At 59.3% G+C, this 20791-nt stretch carries 15 protein-coding genes and 1 pseudogene; 8 read left to right on the top strand and 8 right to left on the bottom strand.

Features of this window, described 5'->3' with window-relative positions:
* Positions 1 to 32: 32 nt before the first annotated feature.
* Positions 33 to 389, top strand: coding sequence for a response regulator (locus ACM5SV_RS13250; protein ID WP_419425323.1), 357 nt, complete (start codon positions 33 to 35; stop codon positions 387 to 389).
* Positions 390 to 545: 156 nt separating this feature from the next.
* On the opposite strand, the pseudogene ACM5SV_RS13245 reads toward ACM5SV_RS13250, so the two are convergent.
* The 3 genes and pseudogenes from ACM5SV_RS13245 to ACM5SV_RS13235 all read right to left on the bottom strand — a co-directional run.
* Positions 546 to 1094: pseudogene (locus ACM5SV_RS13245) on the bottom strand (ATP-binding protein); the annotation flags it as partial.
* Positions 1095 to 1582: 488 nt separating this feature from the next.
* Entirely contained in the window at positions 1583 to 1849 is a 267-nt protein-coding gene (locus tag ACM5SV_RS13240) for a hypothetical protein (protein ID WP_003555433.1), read from the bottom strand.
* Between the two features lie 171 nt (positions 1850 to 2020).
* On the bottom strand, positions 2021 to 3049 hold the full coding sequence (locus ACM5SV_RS13235; RefSeq protein ID WP_419425322.1) for a zinc-dependent alcohol dehydrogenase family protein: 1029 nt from the start codon (positions 3047 to 3049) through the stop codon (positions 2021 to 2023).
* A 106-nt stretch (positions 3050 to 3155) separates the two neighbouring features.
* On the opposite strand from ACM5SV_RS13235, the gene ACM5SV_RS13230 reads away from it, so the two are divergent.
* The 4 genes from ACM5SV_RS13230 (at position 3156) to ACM5SV_RS13215 (ending at position 6817) form a co-directional block, all read left to right on the top strand.
* Complete coding sequence (locus tag ACM5SV_RS13230) at positions 3156 to 4091, top strand: LysR substrate-binding domain-containing protein (protein ID WP_419425321.1); 936 nt, start codon at positions 3156 to 3158, stop codon at positions 4089 to 4091.
* A gap of 56 nt (positions 4092 to 4147) precedes the next feature.
* Positions 4148 to 5038 carry a LysR family transcriptional regulator gene (locus ACM5SV_RS13225; RefSeq protein WP_017997362.1) on the top strand — a complete coding sequence of 297 codons (891 nt, stop codon included), beginning with the start codon at positions 4148 to 4150 and terminating at the stop codon, positions 5036 to 5038.
* Between the two features lie 177 nt (positions 5039 to 5215).
* Positions 5216 to 6010: an SDR family NAD(P)-dependent oxidoreductase gene (locus ACM5SV_RS13220; protein WP_419425294.1), complete on the top strand. Its 795-nt coding sequence runs from the start codon at positions 5216 to 5218 to the stop codon at positions 6008 to 6010.
* Positions 6011 to 6043: 33 nt separating this feature from the next.
* Complete coding sequence (locus ACM5SV_RS13215) at positions 6044 to 6817, top strand: SDR family oxidoreductase (RefSeq protein WP_419425293.1); 774 nt, start codon at positions 6044 to 6046, stop codon at positions 6815 to 6817.
* A 342-nt stretch (positions 6818 to 7159) separates the two neighbouring features.
* Here ACM5SV_RS13215 and ACM5SV_RS13210 read toward each other — a convergent pair whose 3' ends face one another.
* A complete protein-coding gene (locus ACM5SV_RS13210; protein WP_419425292.1) occupies positions 7160 to 7777 on the bottom strand; it encodes a TetR/AcrR family transcriptional regulator in 618 nt (205 codons plus the stop codon).
* A gap of 88 nt (positions 7778 to 7865) precedes the next feature.
* Here ACM5SV_RS13210 and ACM5SV_RS13205 point away from each other — a divergent pair, with 88 nt between their 5' ends.
* Entirely contained in the window at positions 7866 to 8639 is a 774-nt protein-coding gene (locus ACM5SV_RS13205; RefSeq protein WP_419425291.1) for an SDR family oxidoreductase, read from the top strand.
* A 431-nt stretch (positions 8640 to 9070) separates the two neighbouring features.
* Here the strand turns inward: ACM5SV_RS13205 and ACM5SV_RS13200 are convergent, their stop codons facing one another.
* The 4 genes from ACM5SV_RS13200 to ACM5SV_RS13185 form a co-directional block, all read right to left on the bottom strand.
* Positions 9071 to 9265 (bottom strand): hypothetical protein, encoded by a 195-nt coding sequence (locus ACM5SV_RS13200; protein ID WP_128450261.1) that lies wholly within the window; start codon positions 9263 to 9265, stop codon positions 9071 to 9073.
* Positions 9266 to 9727: 462 nt separating this feature from the next.
* Positions 9728 to 9985 carry a hypothetical protein gene (locus ACM5SV_RS13195; RefSeq protein WP_419425290.1) on the bottom strand — a complete coding sequence of 86 codons (258 nt, stop codon included), beginning with the start codon at positions 9983 to 9985 and terminating at the stop codon, positions 9728 to 9730.
* Positions 9986 to 11263: 1278 nt separating this feature from the next.
* Positions 11264 to 16801 (bottom strand): AAA family ATPase, encoded by a 5538-nt coding sequence (locus tag ACM5SV_RS13190; RefSeq protein WP_419425289.1) that lies wholly within the window; start codon positions 16799 to 16801, stop codon positions 11264 to 11266.
* Positions 16802 to 17579: 778 nt separating this feature from the next.
* Complete coding sequence (locus ACM5SV_RS13185; RefSeq protein WP_003555145.1) at positions 17580 to 18218, bottom strand: response regulator transcription factor; 639 nt, start codon at positions 18216 to 18218, stop codon at positions 17580 to 17582.
* A 570-nt stretch (positions 18219 to 18788) separates the two neighbouring features.
* Here ACM5SV_RS13185 and ACM5SV_RS13180 point away from each other — a divergent pair.
* Together ACM5SV_RS13180 and ACM5SV_RS13175 are read left to right on the top strand one after the other, a co-directional pair.
* Positions 18789 to 19184, top strand: a complete 396-nt coding sequence (locus ACM5SV_RS13180) for a response regulator transcription factor (RefSeq protein WP_221964700.1) — start codon at positions 18789 to 18791, stop codon at positions 19182 to 19184.
* 480 nt (positions 19185 to 19664) lie between these two features.
* The gene (locus ACM5SV_RS13175) at positions 19665 to 20180 is read left to right on the top strand and encodes a hypothetical protein (RefSeq protein ID WP_419425288.1); all 516 of its coding nucleotides are present in this window, start codon (positions 19665 to 19667) and stop codon (positions 20178 to 20180) included.
* Positions 20181 to 20791: the final 611 nt, after the last annotated feature.

Here is a 20791-nt window from a genome sequence, read left to right as displayed (position 1 = left end):
TTATAGGTCGAACGGGAGGCGGGACCTGCGCAATGGCAATGAAGATACTCGTGGTGGAAGACGAACCAATGCTCCTGATGTTGGCGGTAGACATCGTCGAGGAAGCGGGGTTCGAAGCAGTCGAAGCCCGTAATGCTGATGAGGCAATGGTTGTGCTTGAGGGCGACGAAGACATCTCCATCCTTTGGACAGATATCGACATGCCGGGCTCCATGAACGGATTGATGCTTGCGGCCACCGCTCGCAACCGCTGGCCACCCATGGAAATCCTCATCGTCTCCGGTATGAAGCGCCCGGCAAGTTCCGACATACTCGACCGCGGCGTGTTCCTTCCCAAGCCCTACGATACTCACAAGATCACCGAAACTCTGATGAGAATGGCGGCCTGAAGATGGCCGGGCGATCTGTCCGAATCTAGCCGTCGAGAGCGCTACGCACTTTGCGGGCAAGATCGCCGAGTGTCGTGGGTTTCTGCAAGAATATGACGCCGGGAAGACGACAGGCAGGCGCGGATGCTTGCTTCGGACCTCGTCTGCCAGCTTGCGGCCATTCATTGGCGCCATGACGATGTCGGTCAACAGCAGGCGAATGTCGGCGCGCTCGTCAACGATCTTGAGAGCCGTGACTGGTCCATCTACTGCAATGACGCTGTAGCCGAGTTCTTCCAGCATCTTGGTGTGGATCTCACGGACACTGGCGTCGTCCTCCACCAGCAAGACGGCTTCGCTCGCGGTCCCTCGCGGCACACTTTCGTCCTTCACGTGGGGCGCGATGTCGTTCGTGCCATAGTCACGCGGCAGGTAGATTTTCATCGTCGTGCCGGTTCCGACCTCTGAAAAAATCTTCAGATGTCCACCCGACTGCCTGGCAAAACCAAAGGCCTGGCTGAGGCCAAGGCTGGTCCCCTTACCGACAGGCTTGGTGGTGAAGAACGGGTCGAACGCCTTCTTGATGATCTCCTGCGGCATGCCGCAGCCGGTATGCGTGACCGCAATCATCACATACTGTCCGGGCGCGACGTCGTGTTCTGCCGCGTAAGCTTCGTCGATATGAGCGTTTGCTGTCTCGATCGTCAGCTTGCCGCCGTCCGGCATCGCGTCACGCGCATTGACGGCGAGGTTGAGCACCGCGTTTTCGAGCTGGTTCGCATCGGCCTTGGTCCTCGTCTCACCAAGGGTCGAGGACAGGATCTCGGCCATGTTAGCAACCAGCTTGTTGGCATCGACAGTGTCAGGAGAAAGCGGTTGCTGTCGCGAAAACGCCATGGCGTCAAGTCGAAGTGTGGAGGTATGGACCAATTGATCTCTCAGACGAGCGTGAAATACCGCTGCGGCCTCGAACCAAGCTCCCGCCCGTGCGTTTCTGTGGTATCTGCAGAGGGCGACTTTACTCATGACAACTGACATTGCGAACCATGTAGCAAGACTTGCGTTGGATTCGACCGTGCTTCGCGCAGTCCAGGCATTGCCTCAGCATCAGCCCATCGCGGCCGACGAGCGTTTCAATGAACTCCTCAATCGCCTTTCCCAGTCAGAGCAAGGATCCTCCCTGCCGGTGCATTCGTCACCTGCGACGCAAGAACTCAGGCACGATCATAGGTAAAGGACGTCAAGAGCGTGGTGACGAAGTTGCTCACCCTTTCCTTGACAACCACTTCCGTCCATTCGTCCGTGCCAAGCAGTCGCAAATCGGTATAGTTGCTGTCGACAGAAGCTTCCTCTATGCGTTTGATATTCCTGTTCTCACTGCCGGCATGATACATGTCCCTGATGACCATGCGCAGGATTTCCTGAATGGCGTTCTGCCAAGGGGTATTGATAGCCTGAAGCTCGTGAGCGTCCTGCGTCATAGGAAGTCCTTCGATCGGGGAAAGGTCAGCCCGCTAATGCAGGAGTTTAACGGGCGCGACGATTTCAAAGGTGGCATCCATCCGGGGCCGCAGCCTGCTACTGCGGCACCGAAGAACGCTGTGGTTGACAAGAAATCTCTACGGTACATGATTCACCTTTTCCGTTATCGATCAAAGAGAGAAGTCGACGACGATCTTGCCAAAGGCTCCCCGATTGAGCTGCTCCAGAGCCGACTGGAGATCCGATAGGCCGTAGCGGGCGTCGACGATGGGCTTGATCTGAAGTTCGTCGATCGCCATCACAAGCTCTTCCTGCGCGCGTTGATGACCGACGGCAATACCCTGAATGACAGGCCCTTTCAGAAGGAGTGGGCCAACGGAAGCAGACAACTGCCCGCCTTCCAAAACGCCGATCATCGATATGCGGCCACCAGGCGCGACTGCTTCGAGAGCCTTTGCGAGGTGAGGGCCGCCAACAATTTCGAGAACATGGTCGACGCCGCGGTCCGACGTGATGTCGTAGACTTTACCGACCCAGTCCTCGCGAGTTCGGTTGATCACGAAATCGGCAAGGCCGAGTGCCTTCGCCCGTTCGAGCTTCTCGTCGCTTCCGGAAACGAGGATCACGGTCGCACCTTTTGCCTTGGCGATCTGCGCGCCGAAGATCGCGACGCCGCCCGTTCCCTCAATCAGGACGGTCTGGCCCTTCTCGACCCGGCCGAGTTCGACGAGCGCGTACCAGGCGGTGAGCCCCGCGCAAGGAAGCGTGCTGGCCCCGAGCTCGTCGAGTGATGATGGGCCTTTCGTCAGCCATGCCGCCGGAAAAGAGACGTATTCGCTCAAGACACCCGGATAGAAGCCGCCGAGGGATTGGTAGTTTGGATGTCGACCGGACCCGAGAGGACGACCATCTTTCCAGTCCGGAAAGAATGTCGAGATCACCCGGTTTCCGACCGCGAACTTTTCAACAGACTTGCCCACCTCGACAACCGTACCAGACATGTCGGAGCCAATGGTCATTGGCAGGTTGAACGCGCCCATGCGCCCGGCAATAACGTCCTGGTCGCGATAATTGAGTGCGACCGCATTGACCCTGACGAGCACTTCGTCTGGCCCAACTATTGGGGCTGGCACTTGTTCAAGGCTCAGTCCGTTCCGGTTGAAGGCTGATAGTTCCCAACGCTTCATGAGGTTTTGCATGGATTTAATCCTTCCGATTTTTGATGACCAGAAGGTAGCACCTCGAACAGCGCACCAGTCGCGCCGTTTCGGCTCGACTCTGGTGCGTAAGATGCTACAATCATTTATGACGATCTCCATGAGCGACATCCCCGTTTTCGTCTGTGCCGTCGATACCGGAGGCTTTTCCGAAGCTGGGCGACGGCTGAACCTGTCACGCTCTTCGGTCGGAAGGGCGGTTGCCCGCCTCGAAGCAGGTCTAAATGTCCGGCTGTTCGACCGAACCACCCGTCATCAGAGCGTCACGGCGGACGGACAGCTCTTTTACGAGCACTGCCAGCGGGCGATGGCCGAACTTCGTGCCGTCGAGGCCGCGCTGGATTCGGGATCGAGCGCGCCGCGGGGCAAGCTTCGGGTGTCTATGCCTGTTCTCTTCGGTCGAATGTGTGTCGCTCCCATCCTGACCAGGCTTGCCAGAGAAAACCCCGGCCTTGAGCTGGAACTCAGCTTCAGCGATCGTAAAGTCGATCTCCTGGAGGACGGCTTCGACCTCGCGATACGAAACGGTTCGCCGGGCAATGCCGCGGGCACGCGCATCCGTCGGGTCGGCCATGAGGAGACGATGCTTTACGCCGCGCCGGGCTACCTCGAAAGGCAAGGCGTTCCGGAAGCTATCTCAGAGCTCGACGCCCATGACACGGTCACGTATTCCCGCGCGGGGCGGGTGCAGTCCTGGACGCTCGAGGTCGAAGGTGTCGTCCATGAATTCAATCCTGTCTCCCGGCTCCGGTTTGACGACATCGACGCCATAGCAGACGCCGCGACAGAGGGTTTCGGACTAGCGTGGCTGCCGTTCTGGCTCGTCAAGAAACGGGTCGAGGCCGGTGAGCTCGTGCCTGTGATGCGGCAGATGCCTCCCTATGTATCCGAGGTCTGGGCTTTGTGGCCGGATGGCGCTCACCTGCCAACCCGGGTGCGGGCGGCCATAGATGCACTCGTAACGGAACTGCCGAAGCAAGCATCATCGTCGAACGGCGCTGGGAGGGATGATACATGTGTGTAAAAGTATTGCAGGAATGGTCGGAAATATCCCAGCCTTCCATACCGTAAAGGCATAAGATGGACCGGCTTTCCGAGCTCAAGGCGTTCCTTGCGGTCGTCGAGACGGGCGGCTTTACGGCGGCCGCCCGCAGAACCGGCACGTCACAGCCGGCGGTCAGCAAAGCGATCGGTGCGCTCGAAAACCGTCTGGGCGTCGCACTCTTCAATCGCAGCACCCGAAACGTCACCTTGACGGATCAGGGGCAAAGATACTTCGACAGGATGAAGCCGTTGCTCGAGGAGATCGACGACGCCAATCGCGAGGTCATAGGCAGCGCGGTTGACATGTCGGGGTCGATACGCATTGCTGTCCCCACCACCCTCGGTCGCCTTCATATCCTGCCAATCATTCCGGATCTGCTGTCCAGATTTCCCAAGCTCGAAGTGGATCTGGTTCTATCGGACCTCATGCGGGACATGGTCGAGGATCGGGTCGATTTGGTGATAAGAGTGGGGTCTGTCGAAGAGCCCGATGCCGTCGTCAGACGGGTGGCAAAGACTCCTCTCGTATGCGTCGGATCTCGCCAGTATTTCGAAAAGCATGGTATTCCCACAAAGCCTGCCGATCTTGCAGATCACAACTGCCTCGTCTACGGCGGCTTCAAGGAGTCGGCGAATTGGCCATTCGTCGGTCAAGAAGGTCACTTCAGCGTCGCAGTGCGCGGCAACCTCACCTCCAACAGCATCGAGACGATCCGTGCGGGTGTGCTTGCAGGCGTCGGGATCGGCATGTTCACCAAGGCATCGCTCGTCGAAGAGCTCTCGCATCCTGACGTCGTGACGATCCTCGGCGAATATGTTCAGGGCACAAGGGACATCAGCTTTGTCTGGCCGAAGCGTCGGCTGGTTTCTGCGCGGGTTCGGCACGTGACAGACTTCCTCGCCGCGTCGCTCGAAGGGCGGATCTAGCGGCATTTGAACGCCTTGGTGACCTTCGGTAACAAGCGCCGGAGTGTGAGATCCGCACTTTAAGCTCGCTGCTATTTATTCCAATATCGCATCAATTTCATGCCATTCGTCCGTATTATCGTTATTTTCGCCATGCGCTACAAACAGTGATCGTCACAATTCATCGAGAACACGATCATGAACATTTCACTTGAAGGTCGCAAAGCAGTCGTCACCGGATCCACCGCCGGCATTGGTCGGGCGATCGCACAGGGCTTGGCGCGGGCCGGCGCATCCGTGGTTATCAATGGCCGTAGCGAGGGCCGGGTCTCCACAGCGGTGGCTGAAGTCAAGGCGCTCTTCCCAGACATCGAGATCACCGGCGTGGTTGCGGATCTGGCCACCAAGGAAGGCAGCGCGGTTCTTGCAGCCCAGGCGCCCGATGCCGACATTCTTATCAACAACGCAGGCACAGCCAATCCCAAACCCTTCTCCGATCTTACCGATGAAGACTGGCTGAGCCTGTTTCAGCTCAACGTCATGAGTGGCGTTCGTGCAGCGCGCCATTACCTGCCGAGGATGACCGCGCGGGGCTGGGGGCGTGTTGTGTTCATCAGCAGCGAATCCGCACTCGCAATCCCAAGGGATATGATCGACTACGGCATGACCAAGACGGCGCAGTTGGCGATCTCGCGAGGTTTGGCTGAGACGGTTGCGGGGACGGGCGTGACGGTCAATTCGGTGCTTCCTGGTCCGACGAACTCTGAAATCATGGCGAACTGGATGGCGGGAACGGCTCGGGAACAGGGCATCACCCAGGAAGAGGCGGAACAGCAATTCCTGAAGGCCATGCGCCCGACAACGCTCATCAATCGGTTCACGAGCACGGAGGAGGTGGCCAACATGGTCGTCTACATATGCTCGGAGCAGGCATCCGGAACAACCGGGGCCTCCATGCGCGTTGATGGCGGTGTGCTTAGACAGATCGCATAGCTCATTCAGACAAACACACTCAAGGAAGCTATCATGGCAACGGCACAGAACGAGCTGAAGCGTGCGCAATCACCTTCATATGATCTCACTGGAAAACGTGTGGTCGTCGTCGGCGGCAAAACAGGGATAGGGCTCGGCATCGCTCAGGCCGCTCACGCGGCGGGAGCGAGCGTAACGGTCGCCAGCCGGCGCTCGGTTTCTTCAGCAGACCATCCAGAGCTGGCGCCCTTCGAGCAGCTAGTGCTCGACATTAGCGATGAGGACGACGTTCGGGCTTCCTTCAAGGCAATTGGCAATCTGGATCATTTGCTTGTCGCTGCGGGGCCAACCGATGGCAGCTGGGGTGCATTCATGGACGAAGACATGCGAGGGGCGCGCAGCTACGGCAATAGCAAGTTTCTCGGCTCCTGGGCATGTGCGCGCTATGCTGTACCAAAACTCTCCTCTAACGGGTCGATCACCTTTATGACCGGAGGGATCGCGGCCCGTTCGAAGTTCGGCATGACGAGCGTCACATCGACTTTTGCCGCAGTGGAGGCACTCGCGCGCTCGCTGGCGCTCGAACTTGGCCCAATCAGGGTAAACGTCATTCGGCCTGGGTTCATCGATACCGACCTTTGGAACTTCCTTTCCGCGACAGACGCCGCTGATGTCCGCGAAAAGGTGCGCGCCAATTTCCCAGCGCGCCGGATCGGTCAACCGGCCGACGTGGGGCACGCTGCGGTGTTTTTGATGACCAACCCCTACGTTACAGGCACTGTGCTTGAGGTGTCTGGCGGAGAGCAGCTCGTCGATTGGCAGTTCTGAGCGGTTTCTTGCCGTTTTAACATTCCAAACCCGAGACGGTTATCATCGCGCATCATACTCGTGCCCCTCGTCACCCCATCACGATTACGGATTTTCCTGGAAGCCGGTTGCCGGCTTCGAGGTCTCCGATCAGGGAAATCGCCTCGGATAAAGGGGCGGTGCGGCTGATCGGTATCGTGAACTGGCCGGTGGTGGCCAGGTCGATGATCTTTTGCAGGATGGATGTGACCTATGCTCTCGACCGTTATACTGTTTTTGAAGAACAGTATAACGCCGGAGTCGAGCTTATGAAGTCCGTCGATCTCATGTATCAGACGATGCTCGCCGAGTTGCCAGCGCTCGTTAGGTGCTAAGCTTCCCGGGCCAGGCCGTGAGTGCGATGTCGATCATCCGCTTCAGCCGCGCATTGCAGGCGCCATCGCAGGCCTGTGCGGACATGCCCTGGATAATCGCACCATAGAAGCGCGCGAGCGTATCGGTATCGGTTTGCGCCGGCAATTCGCCTTCCTCGACGGCCCGGTCAAACCGGGCTTTGAGTGTCTGCATCGAGGTCTCGCGCAATGCCGCCGTCATCCGCGCCACTGACGCATTCTCTTCCGCGTGCTGCAGGACCGCCGTCGAGACCATGCAACCTCGCGGCTTGTCCGGCTGGGTGTCACCATCAGCGATGTCGTAAAGGTAGAGGCTTAGGGCTTTGTGAACCGGAAGGTTGGACGCTAAGATTTCTGACCGGCGGCTGTTTTCACGGGCAATGCTGAAGTCGAGCGACTGACGGTATAATTCCTCCTTTGAGCCGAACATTGAATAGAGAGTCGGCGGATTGATCCCCATGGCCTTCGTGAGGTCGGCCGTCGAGGTTCCTTCGTAGCCGCGTTCCCAGAACAAGCGTGCCGCGATGTCGAGCCCGACGTCGCGATCAAGCACGCGTGGTCTGCCTCGTTTGCGGACTGGATCCGTCATTAAAATAGCAATCCCTATTAAATTGTTGACAGACTAGCTTCGCCGCTTATGATAGCGATCACTACTTAAATTAGCAACGGAGTGACCCATGTCCCAAAGACTAGCAAACAAGATAGCCCTTATCACAGGAAGTTCGCGCGGTATCGGCCGGGCGGTTGCTCTTGCGTTTGCGAGGGAGGGTGCCGCACTGATTGGCGTGCACTACACCGCCAACGCGGATGCGGCCAAGGCCACCGTACGCGACATCGAGGCGCTTGGTGTCAAGGCTGTCGGTGTCAAAGCTGATCTGAGACAGGGCAAGGAGGCGGCCGACAGTCTCTGGGCGCAGTTCAGCGAAGCCGCGCGTACCGAGACGGGCTCGTCCGCTCTTGATATTCTGGTGAACAATGCAGGCATTGCGCCGGCACTGCCGTTGAAGCAGACGAGCGAAGCTGCTTTCGATGAGGTGATGACGATTAACTACAAGGCGCCGTTCTTCCTGATCCAGGCAGTGGCCGACCACATTCTTGACAACGGCCGCGTCATCAATGTCTCCACTGGGTTTACGCGGATCGCGGCGCCGACCCATCCCGCCTATGCGGCCTCCAAGGGGGCGCTGGAGACATTGACACTGGCGCTGGCACCTGAATTTGCAGCTCGCGGGATTACGGTCAATGCCGTGCTGCCGGGCGTAACGGAGACGGATATGAATGCCGAGTGGCTGGCATCGCCGGATGCGCGCGCCGGCGCCGAAGCCCTCTCGGTCTTTTCACGTGTCGGACAGGCGGAGGACGTCGCCGACGTCATCGCCTTCCTCGCATCGAACGATGCGCGTTGGACGACGGGCCAGATGATTGATGCGACGGGTGGCGCCCGGATCTGATCGATCCCGACACTCCGCTATGTTTGTAGCCATTGCAGCTGCGGCAGAGGACGCACCCTTGACAAGGCGCCGGTTGAGGTCCGGCTCCCCGTCAAACTACTAGACAGGATCGCGCTCGCCGAGCGCGATCCTGCCTTCATCCACTCGGCGGGGCGGCTGCCCCAAGCTGGCGGGATCATTGCTCACATCGTGCAGAACGATGGAGCGGTCCGGATCGATAGTGGGAATGCATTGCTGCGCGGCCGCCGGCCCAGACCGGCGGCGTTGAGCTGCCTCCCTGGACTTGTGAGCTGGTCAGCTGGAAGTGCCTGGCCGTCAGGTGTTCGACCTCGGTCCTGGACCTGATGTCGAGTTCTCGACTGTCGTCGAAGCCGCCCGTGAAATCCGGCTGGAGGAGCTCGGTCGATGTGGCGCTGGATCACCGGTTGCTCCTAAAACCGTTCGGCAAAACACCAGTGGCTCACTTGGCTGCCACGGTTTAGCAGATCGACCAATTTATTGGCCTCCTCGGCGGTGAGCATGTCCATGACAAACCCATCGATGATGGCAGCCTGTCCGATGACTTTATCGAACACCGTCCAGTAAATGTTGAGGTTCTTGCAACGGCTGTATCTTTGTGCTGCCATCGTGAACGGCCTCCGTGTGGTAACGACTTTCGTCAATTGTGAGCGGTCGTTCAGACATGGCTGCCGGGCGTCTCTTGGACATCTGCGAGGCTCGTGACACTAGTCGGCGGCTCATCAGGAAGAGGGCTCGCACTTAGCGGGTGGCAAATGAACTCTTGCACCACGAAGAGTTAGGCCGCTCGTTGCCTTCAAGAAGGCGCTCACAGTAGAGCATTCTTGTACCCGATAATGAAGAGATGCGTTGGAATCAGGCATGCTATCTATTCGTATAACGGCCGCTTGCATCGCTGGTTTATCCACCATGCGCTTGCCGCCGCTTCCTACAGTCCTTCCCAGCTCGTGCTTCCAGTTACCGCGGCCTCGATGAAGAGCTTGCGCGCCGAGGATGGCTCAGGTGACGACCATGGCGAGCCATCGGAGGGCGGACGCAATGGCGGGCGCGACTTCCGCAGGACTGCCATTTCATTCGGCCGTTGGGCTGTGCATCGATATGCGTGGACCTCCATTCGCGCGGCAAAGAATACTGAGGGCATCTTGCAATCTAAGGGCGGCCAGCGCCCGCGTTGCTTCCTCGGCTGGCCATCCGGCTGCCATTGCCGCCGAAAGCAAGGTGGATTCGGTGTGCAACGCCAGTCTTTCGTAGAGGGGCTCAAGCGCCTCGTGGGCGGTGACAACGCGCTCGTCTCGGGGCGTGATCGGAGTCGGAGATACCGTCGGCATTCTGCGTCCTTCCCTAACGGTGACCTGAAAACTGGCCATAGTTCCAACGTTTCTGTGAATGGCTAGCGACCCCGGTGCGAGGATGAGCAGCGTGGCGAAGCCTGCACTTGCGAGCAACGTTAAAACAAAGTGCACAGGTCAACCATCATACTTGTGTATGCGGAAATTATACGGCCGCAGCAGACAAGCGGGAGCTGGGGAGCCATCCCAGGCTCAACCAGTCGTTTTCGAGGATGTTGCCCTCGGAAAAGGAGCGCGATATCGGCGTCATGGTCGTCTGTCTTTGCCGAGGGCATCTCATCGCGAAGCGGGTGACGGTCGACTTTTCAGCAGAGCCACCACGCGGCCGGCCTCGAGCAAGGCCTCCTAAACCACCGTATAAGTCATCCCCTCCTGTTTGCTACCCGATCCTAACCTCCGATCAATGGCAGGTCGGGCAGCGTCCTGCTATGGTCAGGGTACATTCTCCCGCGCGGCCATTTCGGCAAGCTCACGGGAGTTCAGCGGGGTACCTGAATCAAGAGCATTCCGGACGGCGGCTCCACCGCCGGCGAGCCCACGGGTCGCACCGTTTGCGTCGTTCTTTGCGTTCTTCCGAGGATTGGCACCATGACATATGAACTCAACCGAATCGAAATCGAGCTGGTCCCGTTGACGCTGTTTCCCAGCGCACAAGGGAAAGCTGGGCCCTGGGTTCTGACCTCTCCGCTCTCGATGCCGCCAGATGGTGCATCATGGCCGAATACGGCCTTTGAGGCTCATTTGATGACTTTTTCCACCAAGCCAAGCCAAGCAATCACGCCTCCCTGGGGACAAGCTTTGCACGCCTGGAGATCTGTCTTTACCCTATATGTGACTGGGACGCGGTTCGATCTTTGGTGCTACTCCCTCGGGCTTGTCCGTCTTGTGGAGGACCTCGAGAATCTTTGCCCTTCAGAGAGTTCCGCGACCATGCAGTAAGCCCAAGCGATCCGCGTCTTGGAAGGGGTTTTTGGGTCCGTACCCGAGGACCATCGAGCTTGGGGCCCAGACCGTTTTGCTGGTGCGGACATGGTGGTGCTGTCCATCGAGTCCAGCTTACGTCGCAAGATTTCGTGCGATGCGATGCGCTTGTTGCTTTCGCCACTGCTGCCTCCATTGGCCTGAAGACCGCGCCGTGAAGGTGAATTCAACTTCGGAAGCACCTCAGTCGCCTCGCGATGGAGAGGAGAGGCCCGCCGACGGCCTTCACACTTCGCGGAGAGCACTGCCTGCGTGAGCTTCAGCCAGTCGTTGGCCCTATTTTCCAAACATCGCGATTTGGTCGGCATGGGTTGCGCCAGGGGTTTCGTCTCGTTCTAGAGGCAGGGTAAACAGAAACGCCGCCCCACGAGGGCCACTAGCGGTGGCCCACATCCGACCGCCATGAGCCTCGATGATCGAACGGGAGATCGCCAGGCCCATACCCATGCCGCTGGATTTGGTGGTGTAGAAGGCCTCGAAAATGCAGTCCATACTTTGTGGGTCAAGGCCCGGACCCGAGTCGCGCACCCCGACGACCACATCTCCCGAGGCCTCTGTCCCCGTGCTGATCAGCAACTCGCGCTCTTCCTCATTAAGGCCGATCATCGCCTCGATGGCGTTCATGATCAGGTTTAGGATCACCTGTTGCAGCTGGACGCGATCTCCTTCCACGGATGGGAGGCTCGTCGCGAATTGGGTCCGCAGCGTGACGCCTTGTCGGAGCACTTCATTGCCGGTCAAGGCAATCACGTGACGAATGGCCTCGTTGAGGTCGAATTGCCCCTTGCGAGTGGGTTCCTTCTTGACCAAGGCACGGATCCGGCCAATGACATCGCCGGCTCGATTGGCGTTCTCGACAATCCGGTCGAGCGCCTGAGTCACCTCCTCCAGGTTCGGCGGACGGGTAGCGAGCCAGCGCAAGGCCGCCTGGGCGTTGGTGAGCGACGCGGCGAGCGGCTGATTGACTTCATGGGCGATGGAGGCTGTGAGCTGCCCCATCGTGGCGACGCGGTTTGCGTGGGCCAGTTGCACCAGCGCTTCGCGCAAGGCCTCCTCGCTCTCCCGTAACGCCTCTTCGGCCTGCCGGCGCTCCGTCAAATCGAGGACGAAAGAGACACCTTCGTTCCTGCTTTCTTCTAAAAGAGCACCGCCCATCAGCACGGGTAGACGGCTGCCGTCTTTCCGAAAGTACTCCTTCTCGAACGGTTGGACCGACCCGATCGTCTTTAACTCCGCGACGTTCCGAGCATCGCGGTCGCGCCATTCGGCCGGCGTCAGGTCCGTCCAGCATAGCCGACCCGAGGCGAGATCCTCTCGGTCGTATCCCACCATGCGGAGGAACGCGTCGTTGGCCTCAAGGATGCGACCTTCGATATCCCAGATGACGATCCCGATGATGTTGGCCTTGACGAGGCGACTGATCTTGGCTTCGCGTTCATCGAGATCGCGGTACAGCCGGGTATTCTCCAGTGAGATCGCTGCCTGAGAGGCGAGCAGCTTCAGCACTACGATCCGGGTCGGCGCGAAGACCCGAGGGGCGAGGTTGTTCTCAAGATAGAGTACCCCGGCAAGTTGGCCCTGATTGAGCAACGGAACACAGAGAATGGAACGAGCACGGTGGTGACAAATGTAAGGGTCCGCGGAGAATGGATTCTGAGCCATGGCGTCGTCGAGTACGACGCTTTCGTTTGTGCGCAAGACATAATGAAGGAGCGATTGCGGCAGGGTTGTCCCTGTCACGATCTCGTCACGCATCCGCACCACCACCGTTTCGCCGCCCGTCGTGGCCTCCGCGGTGATCCGTGACTCACCGCCACGCGGCAGGATCAACAGGCCGCGCTCGGCGCCTGCCTGCTCAACGGCTGTGCGCAAGACCGTGTCGATCAGCTTTTGAAGAACAATCTCGCCCGACACGGCTTGCGAGATTTTGATAACGGTCGCGAGATCGAGTTGTTCGACCGGTGCACCAATAGTGCTCGTTGGAGCGGGAGCACGTTCTTCCCCTCTCAGGTCGGGATAGAGTTGGTCGAGTTGCCGCACCTTGCCGTCGGCACCCCAGCGCAGATAGCAGCCACGCGCGTTGCGGAGATAAAGACGAGTGAAGTCCTCGAAGCCTCCTCGCGCATAAAAGCAGGCGGCGAGTTCATATGCGAGGGCTTCATGATGAACGAAGCCGTTTGCGCGCGCCGAGCGGATAGCTTGTTCGTAAAGGCGCGCCGCGTCGATATCGCGGCCTTCAAGGCGTGCTATCTCGGCGCCGACCAGCCCGGCTCGGTTCTCGAAGTTCTCCCGGCAATTCTTCGCGTAGATTTCAAGCTGTCGGTGGTGGGCGAGCAGCGCCTCCGTATGCCAGGCCCGCTGGTCAGCTGCGGCAGAGTCGCAGCATGCGGCGCGCGCCAAGGCGCCGTAGAAATGATGCTCCGGCGTTTCTTCGAAATGCGACACCGATGTCCATGGCAGTCTCTGTGCCCGCAATGAGGCATCCACGGCCGCCTCATGGTCGCCCGCGAAGAACCGCGCCTGCAGTTTTCTGACGAAGTAGCAGGTTTCCGCAAGATTCGGATTTTCGGAAAACCGGCGTTCGATCTCACCTTCGTCAAATCCGTCGTCGTCAAAGGAGCCGAATTTCCGTGTCAACCCGCGCAGTGTCCGGACGAGTCCCAGCTGCGCGCTGGCGAGGTCTTCAACGAACTGGAACCGCACCTCGCGCGCGAACGCGAGGCCAATCTCTGCTTGCTGTTGCACGTCGATAAGCGGATCGCCAGCCGCCAGCAGGTTCGAGTTCAAACTGACATGGCTGTATCCGGCGAACGTGAGGTCGCCGCTCTGGTTGGCGATGTCAAGCGCGCGCCGCAAGATGTCGCGGCCGGTCCGGACATGTCTCGTCCACGGTATGACGTGAGCCCCGAAGTCTTTGTAAGTCCTGGCCTGAAAGCGCTTCAGGTCGTGCTTTTCGACGAGATGGCAGCCTAGCTGACCGAACCGAAATCCGGCCTCATAGTCGCCGAAGCGCGGCCCGGCAATATAGCCAAGCGACACATAATGGTAGCAGGAGCCGTCGCTGTTACCCCGCTCGAGGCTCAGGTTCACAGCTAGGCAGATTGCCATGCAGGCCAGATTCGCATCCGTATGCCATACCGCCCCAACGAGCCGCGTGAGAATATCCAGGGTCGCGGAGGATGCTGGGTCGCTCATCAACGGAAGATCAATGAGCTCCTCGATGGCGTGGCTCCCGAGCCCCGACCATATCCGGTCATATTCTCGCTGCACCTCCTCGTCGGCCGGATGCGGCGACCAGTCAATGGCGAGATGCTGCCTGAGATAGTCGAGACCGACCGCCGCGGATCGATTGGTCTGACCGAGCGCCGCATAGAGATCGATGCGCAGGCCGGCGACAGCAGCCTGGTCGTCGCAGCAGAGAGCATGATTGGAAAGCTGAGCCAGCCGCTCCTCCGCGTCCGGCAGCGCGCCCAGGTGGAACTCGCATTCGGCTCGGTTCAGCTCAAGCGCGAAGGTCAGATTGGGCCGGCGCTCCCAGGCGTCTTCGGGCAGCAGCTTCGTGCCGGCGACAAAGTAGTTGAGCGCCGAGGCGTATGCCGTCGACGCCTCGGCGCGCTTGCCAGCCAGCAGATTGAACTCGGCCAGTTGCTCGCGCTCCTCGGTTGACTTGATCAGTGCGGCTCCCCGATTGAGCTGGCTGACAATCTCGAAAACATAATCGTCGATCAACCCCGGCGCGGTGTTCGCCGCAAGCAGTCTGCCTATGCGTAGGTGCAACTCGCCGCGTCGCTCCTCCGGGATCAGCGAATAGGCGGCCTCCTGAACGCGATCGTGGACGAACCGGTAGGCGTCCGGCAGCCGCTCGAGTAGCTCATGAGCGACGGCGGGCCACAAGGCCCCGGCGACTTGCTCTTCCGGGATCCCGAGGACGAGTGAAAGCATCGTGGTATCAGCGATGTTTCCAAGACAGGCCAACTGCTGCAACGCCTCCCGCGTTTCGAGTGGCTGGCGCGCGAGCTTGCCGACCATAAGGTGCACGACGTTGTCGGTGTATCCTTTGGCGTGAATGCGCTCGAGATCCCAGGACCAGCATGCCGCGTCATGATCAAAGGTGAGCATTCCCTCTTCGGCGAGCGAAAATAGAAACTGACGGACGAAGAACGGATTGCCACCAGTCTTGTCGTGCATCATTTGCACGAGCGGGTCTGCACGGTCGGGCTGACAGTAGAGCGCATCCGCGATCAAGGACTGGAGACAGCCTTTGGTAAGCGGCGCAAGCGTGATCTCCGCGACCTTGCCGCCGGCGCTTTTGATCGCGTGAAGTTTCCGCATCAGCGGATGGGCGGCGGTTACTTCGTTGTCGCGATAGGCACCAACCAGCATCAGGTATTGTAGATCCGGCCGGGTCAAGAGATCTTCCAGCAGATCGAGCGTCGCTGTGTCAAGCCACTGCAGGTCATCCAGGAACAGTGCCAGCGGATGCTCCGGCTGGGCGAAGACACCAATGAACCGCCGCAGTACGAGCTCAAATCGCCGTTGCGCCTCCGATGGCGGAAGGTCAGCCACCGGCGGCTGTTCGCCGATGATGAGCTTCAGTTCGGGGACGAGATCGACCATCAGCCGTCCGTTCGGTCCCAGAGTCTCTATCAGCGTCTCGCGCCAGGGTGCCAGATCGGCGTCGCTCTTAGCGAGCAGTCCTCGGATAAGGCTTTGGAACGCCTGTGCCAGGGTCGCATACGGAATGTCGCGCTTGTACTGATCGAACTTGCCGGACGCGAACAGGCCGTGCGGCGGCACCAGAACTTTGTGGAGTTCATTGACCACCGCCGACTTGCCGATGCCGGAATAGCCAGAGACCAACACCAACTCCGGCGCCCCGCTCGACACCACGCGTTCGAAGGCGGTGAGCAAGGTCTCGACCTCGTCGTCCCGCCCGTAGAGCTTCTCGGGAATCAGCAGGCGGTCGGGGATATCGCGTTCGCCGAGCGGGAATGCGTCAGTCGGGCACTGCATTTCCCATTGGCTGAGACAGCGGCTCAGATCGTGCTCGACGCCGCCTGCCGTCTGGTATCGTTCCTCGGCCGTCTTAGCGAGCAGCTTCATGACGATGGCCGAGACCGCCGGTGAAACATTCACCACCCTCTCGTTGGGCGGTGTCGGCTGCCGTGCGACATGGCAATGGACCCATTCCATCGGATCGGAGGCGGAAAAGGGCAGGCTCCCGGTAAGCATTTCGTAGAGCGTCACGCCGAGCGCATAAAGGTCGCTGCGGGAATCGATCGAGCGGTTCATGCGCCCGGTCTGTTCGGGGGCCATGTAGGCAAGCGTTCCGGCGACCACTTCGGGCGGCTCGAGGGCCTGCCGCTCGCGGGAGAGGCGCGAGGCGATTCCGAAGCCGGTTAGCCGCACCTCGACGCCCGTGCCCGCTACCAGGATATTGGCGGGTTTGATGTCCTTGTGGACGAGACCGCGTTGGTGGACCTTGCCGAGCGCAGCGGCGATGCCGATCGCGAGGCGCAAGAAAAGCTCCGTTTCCATTGCCGTTCCGAGCAGCCGGGCGAGCGGCTCGCTGCCCGGGTCTTCGAGCACCAGCATGGTCCGGCCGCCTTCGCGCACCAACTCAAGCGGTCGCGCCGCCCATGCACCATCAAGTTCGTCCTTCAATCCATATTCATGGTCGAGGTGGCCTAAGCTTGAAGGTGTCGGGTACTCGAGGGCCGAAAGGACGACCAGCACCGGGTTCAGCTTGCCGTCGGTACCCCGACGCCATTCCCGGTGGAACACGCGATCACCGTCCTCCCAAAGAACCTCCAAACTCCCATCTCCACCAACGCCGAAGAAAGAACATGTGCCTGCTTGCCGACTTCGTCATCTCGAGTGGGGCATCTGGCACCGCCACTTTCGCTTCGGAGATCCTTCCAGTCAATTTGGCCAGGGTGAGCATATATGACGAACCGCGACCACTCCCCCACCTTCTTATCACATCTCGCCTGATCGTCCCAACAACGAGCGGCCATCGCCCGCCCGTTCGATACGTGGTCCACCTATACGAAGGACCGCCCAGCGGCTGCTGGGCGGTCGGGCGGGTCGTGGACCCGCAGAGCTCCGGATGGAGGGAGCGCCGAAGCTTGGTGGTAGCATCGGGGGGATTCGCCACCTATCTCCCGAGGCAACGAATAGACTCTAGCGATAGACGGGACGATGGGAAATTATACCGTGGTTTCGTCTTTGCGATACTTTGGAATACCCATCGGCGAACTTCTGCCCGGCGGGTCATGTCGGCGAAGTCATCCTGCGCCCCGATAATGACTGGGGCTATGGTCTGAGGTACTCCAGCGCGCATGAACGTGCCGTCAGTTGCGAACCGTTGCCGGTGTTGGAGTCGAAAGTGTCTTGCCGGGACCGAGGCCAAAAAGAAAGCCTCCCGCGGGGTGGGAGGCCAAGGCGGGCCGATCGGTGGCGATCCGGCCTCTGGGAGGAGGGGAGAAAAGGAACGCTCACCATACCGCAGGGCTCCCGCCGGGGCTATTGGCCACCAGGAAGGATCGATTACCAATGAGGAGGAGATGACCTATACGCGCGGCCAAGACCTTTATATCTGCGTTTGTGGCTTTCCCGGAGCGAGCATCAGCTTATCGGCCATACGCGCAAGTTCGGGCAGGGATCTGGTGCCCATCTTCTGCATGACCTGGCTGCGGTGAACTTTCACGGTAATCTCGCTCACGCCTAGATCGCCGGCAATCTGCTTGTTGGGCCTTCCGGTTACCACCAATGCCATCACCTCGCGCTCCCGCGGGGTCAGGCTATCGAAACGCGCTCGCACCGTCGCCAATGCCTTTTCATTTTCAAGCCAGGCGCGGTCGCGCGCCAGGCCGACGTGAACGGCGTCGAGCAGATCCTGGTCTCTGAACGGTTTCGTCAGGAACTCGACCGCGCCCCCTTTCATCGCCTTGACAGACATGGGAATGTCGCCGTGCCCGGTGATGAAGACGATCGGCAGCTGAATATTTTCCCGCGACAGCTCGAGCTGAAAATCAAGGCCGCTTTGCCCCGGAAGCCGGACATCGAGCACGAGACAGGTTGGTCCGCTGGGTCGCCCAGACCTGAGGAAGTCGCCCACCGAAGCGAGGAGATTGACGGCAAAGCCGACGGAACGCAGCAGACTGCCAAGCGCCTCGCGGATTTCCGGGTCATCATCGATGACAATGATGGTTGCTGGCGCCTCGGTCAATCGTCAGAGCCCTCAAGGTGAATCGACGTCTTGGGATATATACTATCCACCCCCACTGCAGCAGCAGCGGGCGAAGCCCAACCAGCAGAGCGCCAGTCATGCGATGAGAACACTCCTCCTCTCTCCTTCGCTAGTGACGAAACGGAATTTCTTCGAACACCAGAATGCGCGATAATTACCTCGGCCACAAGGCTAGATGCGGGCGGTCCCCAAAAGCGCTTGCGCGTCCTGGAGTCCGCCATGGCGTGCCGATGCGCCACATGGCTGCGTCCACCGTCAAAAGGGGACGCGTGCTGCAAGTATCGGGCGGCGCGAGGCAAGCAAATCTCAACCACTTGCGACGCTGTGCCGAGTGATACATCGCGACGATCGAAAGAATTCCTTCGCCGGAGTATCGCAATCAGGACACCGGCACTTTTTGGGCAGATGCCCCGCTCGTTGCCGCAAGTCTTCTCTATACGATCGTATAGCTTGCGCCGCCTTTGTCTCCGTTCAATATTAAATCCATCCAGTCGAGCGCGCCACGACGCTAATTGGGATGATGCTGATCGGCGAAGTTGGGAGGCGGCAGTGCCAACCAAGAGACCTCTGATTGCGATCGTCGACGACGACGAGTCGATGCGGGAGGCTATCAAGGGGCTCATGAGGTCAATGGGATTTGATGCCGAGACCTTTTCATCCGCGGATGACTTCTTGAGATTCCCTCATATCCGCCGCACGGCCTGCCTCGTGACGGACGTCAATATGCCGGGAATGAGCGGGCTCGATCTGCACCGCCGGCTGGTCGCGCTGGGCAAGAGCATTCCGACTGTTCTGATCACCGCCTTTCCGGAAAAGAATGTGCGCGTGTCTGCGTTGGGCCCGGACATCGTCGGCTGCCTGACAAAACCGTTTGGCGAACAGATTTTGATTGATTGCATCCGTTCTGCGCTGGCTCTCAATAGCGAGGGCAAGAGCGGTTCGTGAGGTCGCAAAAGCCAATGGAATCTCACATCAAACGGCTTCGACGAACCCCCCGAGCTCTGCGCTTCGATTCGCCGCAGCAGGTCAAGGAACTTGAGCGAGGGGCGGTACCACTGGCAGGCGCCGGAACGCCGGTGATCGGAGCCCATCCAATCTAGAGCCACCCACCTGCTGTCGGGCATGGTGGCGGCCGAGAAGATCGCTGCGGTGATTTATCAGGCCGCATCTGGAAGATAGTCTCATGCGACCCGCAACGGGCCGAAGGCGACGGTTTCAGTCGGGGACGGCCTCAAAAGCCTTGACCGAAGAAGGCCGGATGAGGCCTATTTGATCCCAGCACCGCTGCTCAATGCGGCTTACCCAATGGCGGAGTTTCACTAAGTTAGGAAATCCTATTCACTCAGGCCGCGACTCCTTGTTTACGAAGTCGTCAGCAAGGATCCAGCAAGCCACTTTTAACAAAGCCAACACAGAAGGAAACCCGTGGCACTCAAATTGAAAGCCGGAATCATGTTGATTGTGGCAATTGCCGCAGCCTGTCAGGCGCGCGCCGAAGATAGTCTCCTGGTCCATGCTTTGACCTGTGAACTGCCCTATGGGGAGGTGAAGAACTTGCCGGCAGACCTTGAGGCTTCCGTGCCCGGCTTTGCTGCGCCAAAGAAAGAATTCACCTTGCCTTCCATGGATCTCTACAGCCTGGAAAAGCCAATTTTGGCCTTTGGCTATACGAGTTCAGAGGTCTTGATACAGCCGGGGCGCATATTGCTTGCGATTTCTGGCACCAACTTGGACGCTGTGATCAAATCGCAAGAATTGACGGTAGCCGATATGGATATCTTACCTGCGCTGAAACAGGTCGGCCTAAATACAGCGATCGTTGCGTTTCGGAGCGGCCAGGAAGATTTAGCATCGAAGGTATTATTAGGTTGCGAATATCAGATGCCTGAGGCTGCCTGGCCCATCGGCGGATCGGTCGATGATCTGAAGTTGGCCCAATAACCTATCGAGCCTGTCAGTCTATGATATGATAAAAGGATTAAAATATCAGGCTTTGATATGTTAATCGGTCATATAGAAGCAGGCTACAGTCTGTCTCAACGAGATCGTCTCCCGCTCCGGCTTCAGGACATGAAACCTGACTCCAAACCCAAGCCTGTCAACAAGATAGCCGATCTTACAAAGGCATCTGGATCGGCATTGCGCGCAAGCCGCAATGGCGCTGCCTGATCCTGCTCACGGGGCTTCGCCGAGATAGTTGGCGAGGGAGTGCCTGGTTCAGAGCACTCGAACCTGTTGGTCGGACGGCCGTCCGAACTTGGTGGATCAATCTCGCCTCAAGCTTGCCAGTTCCGGCGTGACGTTCAATTCGTTTGAGAGCCGGGTTCCTGCCAACGGGCGCCGTAAACCCTGCCACGGGACCGAAACGGCTCCAAAGCATCTACGGCGATCGCAACCTTTGGCGACTTGGTAGAGGCGCTCGAGGAGAGCTGGACGCAGTTCGACCGCTTTCAGTTGGGCGTCGAGGGTCACCCGCGTGGGACGCGCTCAACCGAGCAGCTGGTACATCATTATTCGAAATTCTTGGTCCTGTTTCCTGGTTCAGCGCAAAA

It is taken from the genome of Rhizobium sp. CRRU65 (assembly GCF_048551595.1).
In the GTDB taxonomy this organism is placed as follows: domain Bacteria; phylum Pseudomonadota; class Alphaproteobacteria; order Rhizobiales; family Rhizobiaceae; genus Rhizobium; species Rhizobium leguminosarum_J.
Note: the sequence above shows the minus strand (reverse complement) of the source record. Positions and strands in the feature narration are given on the sequence as shown.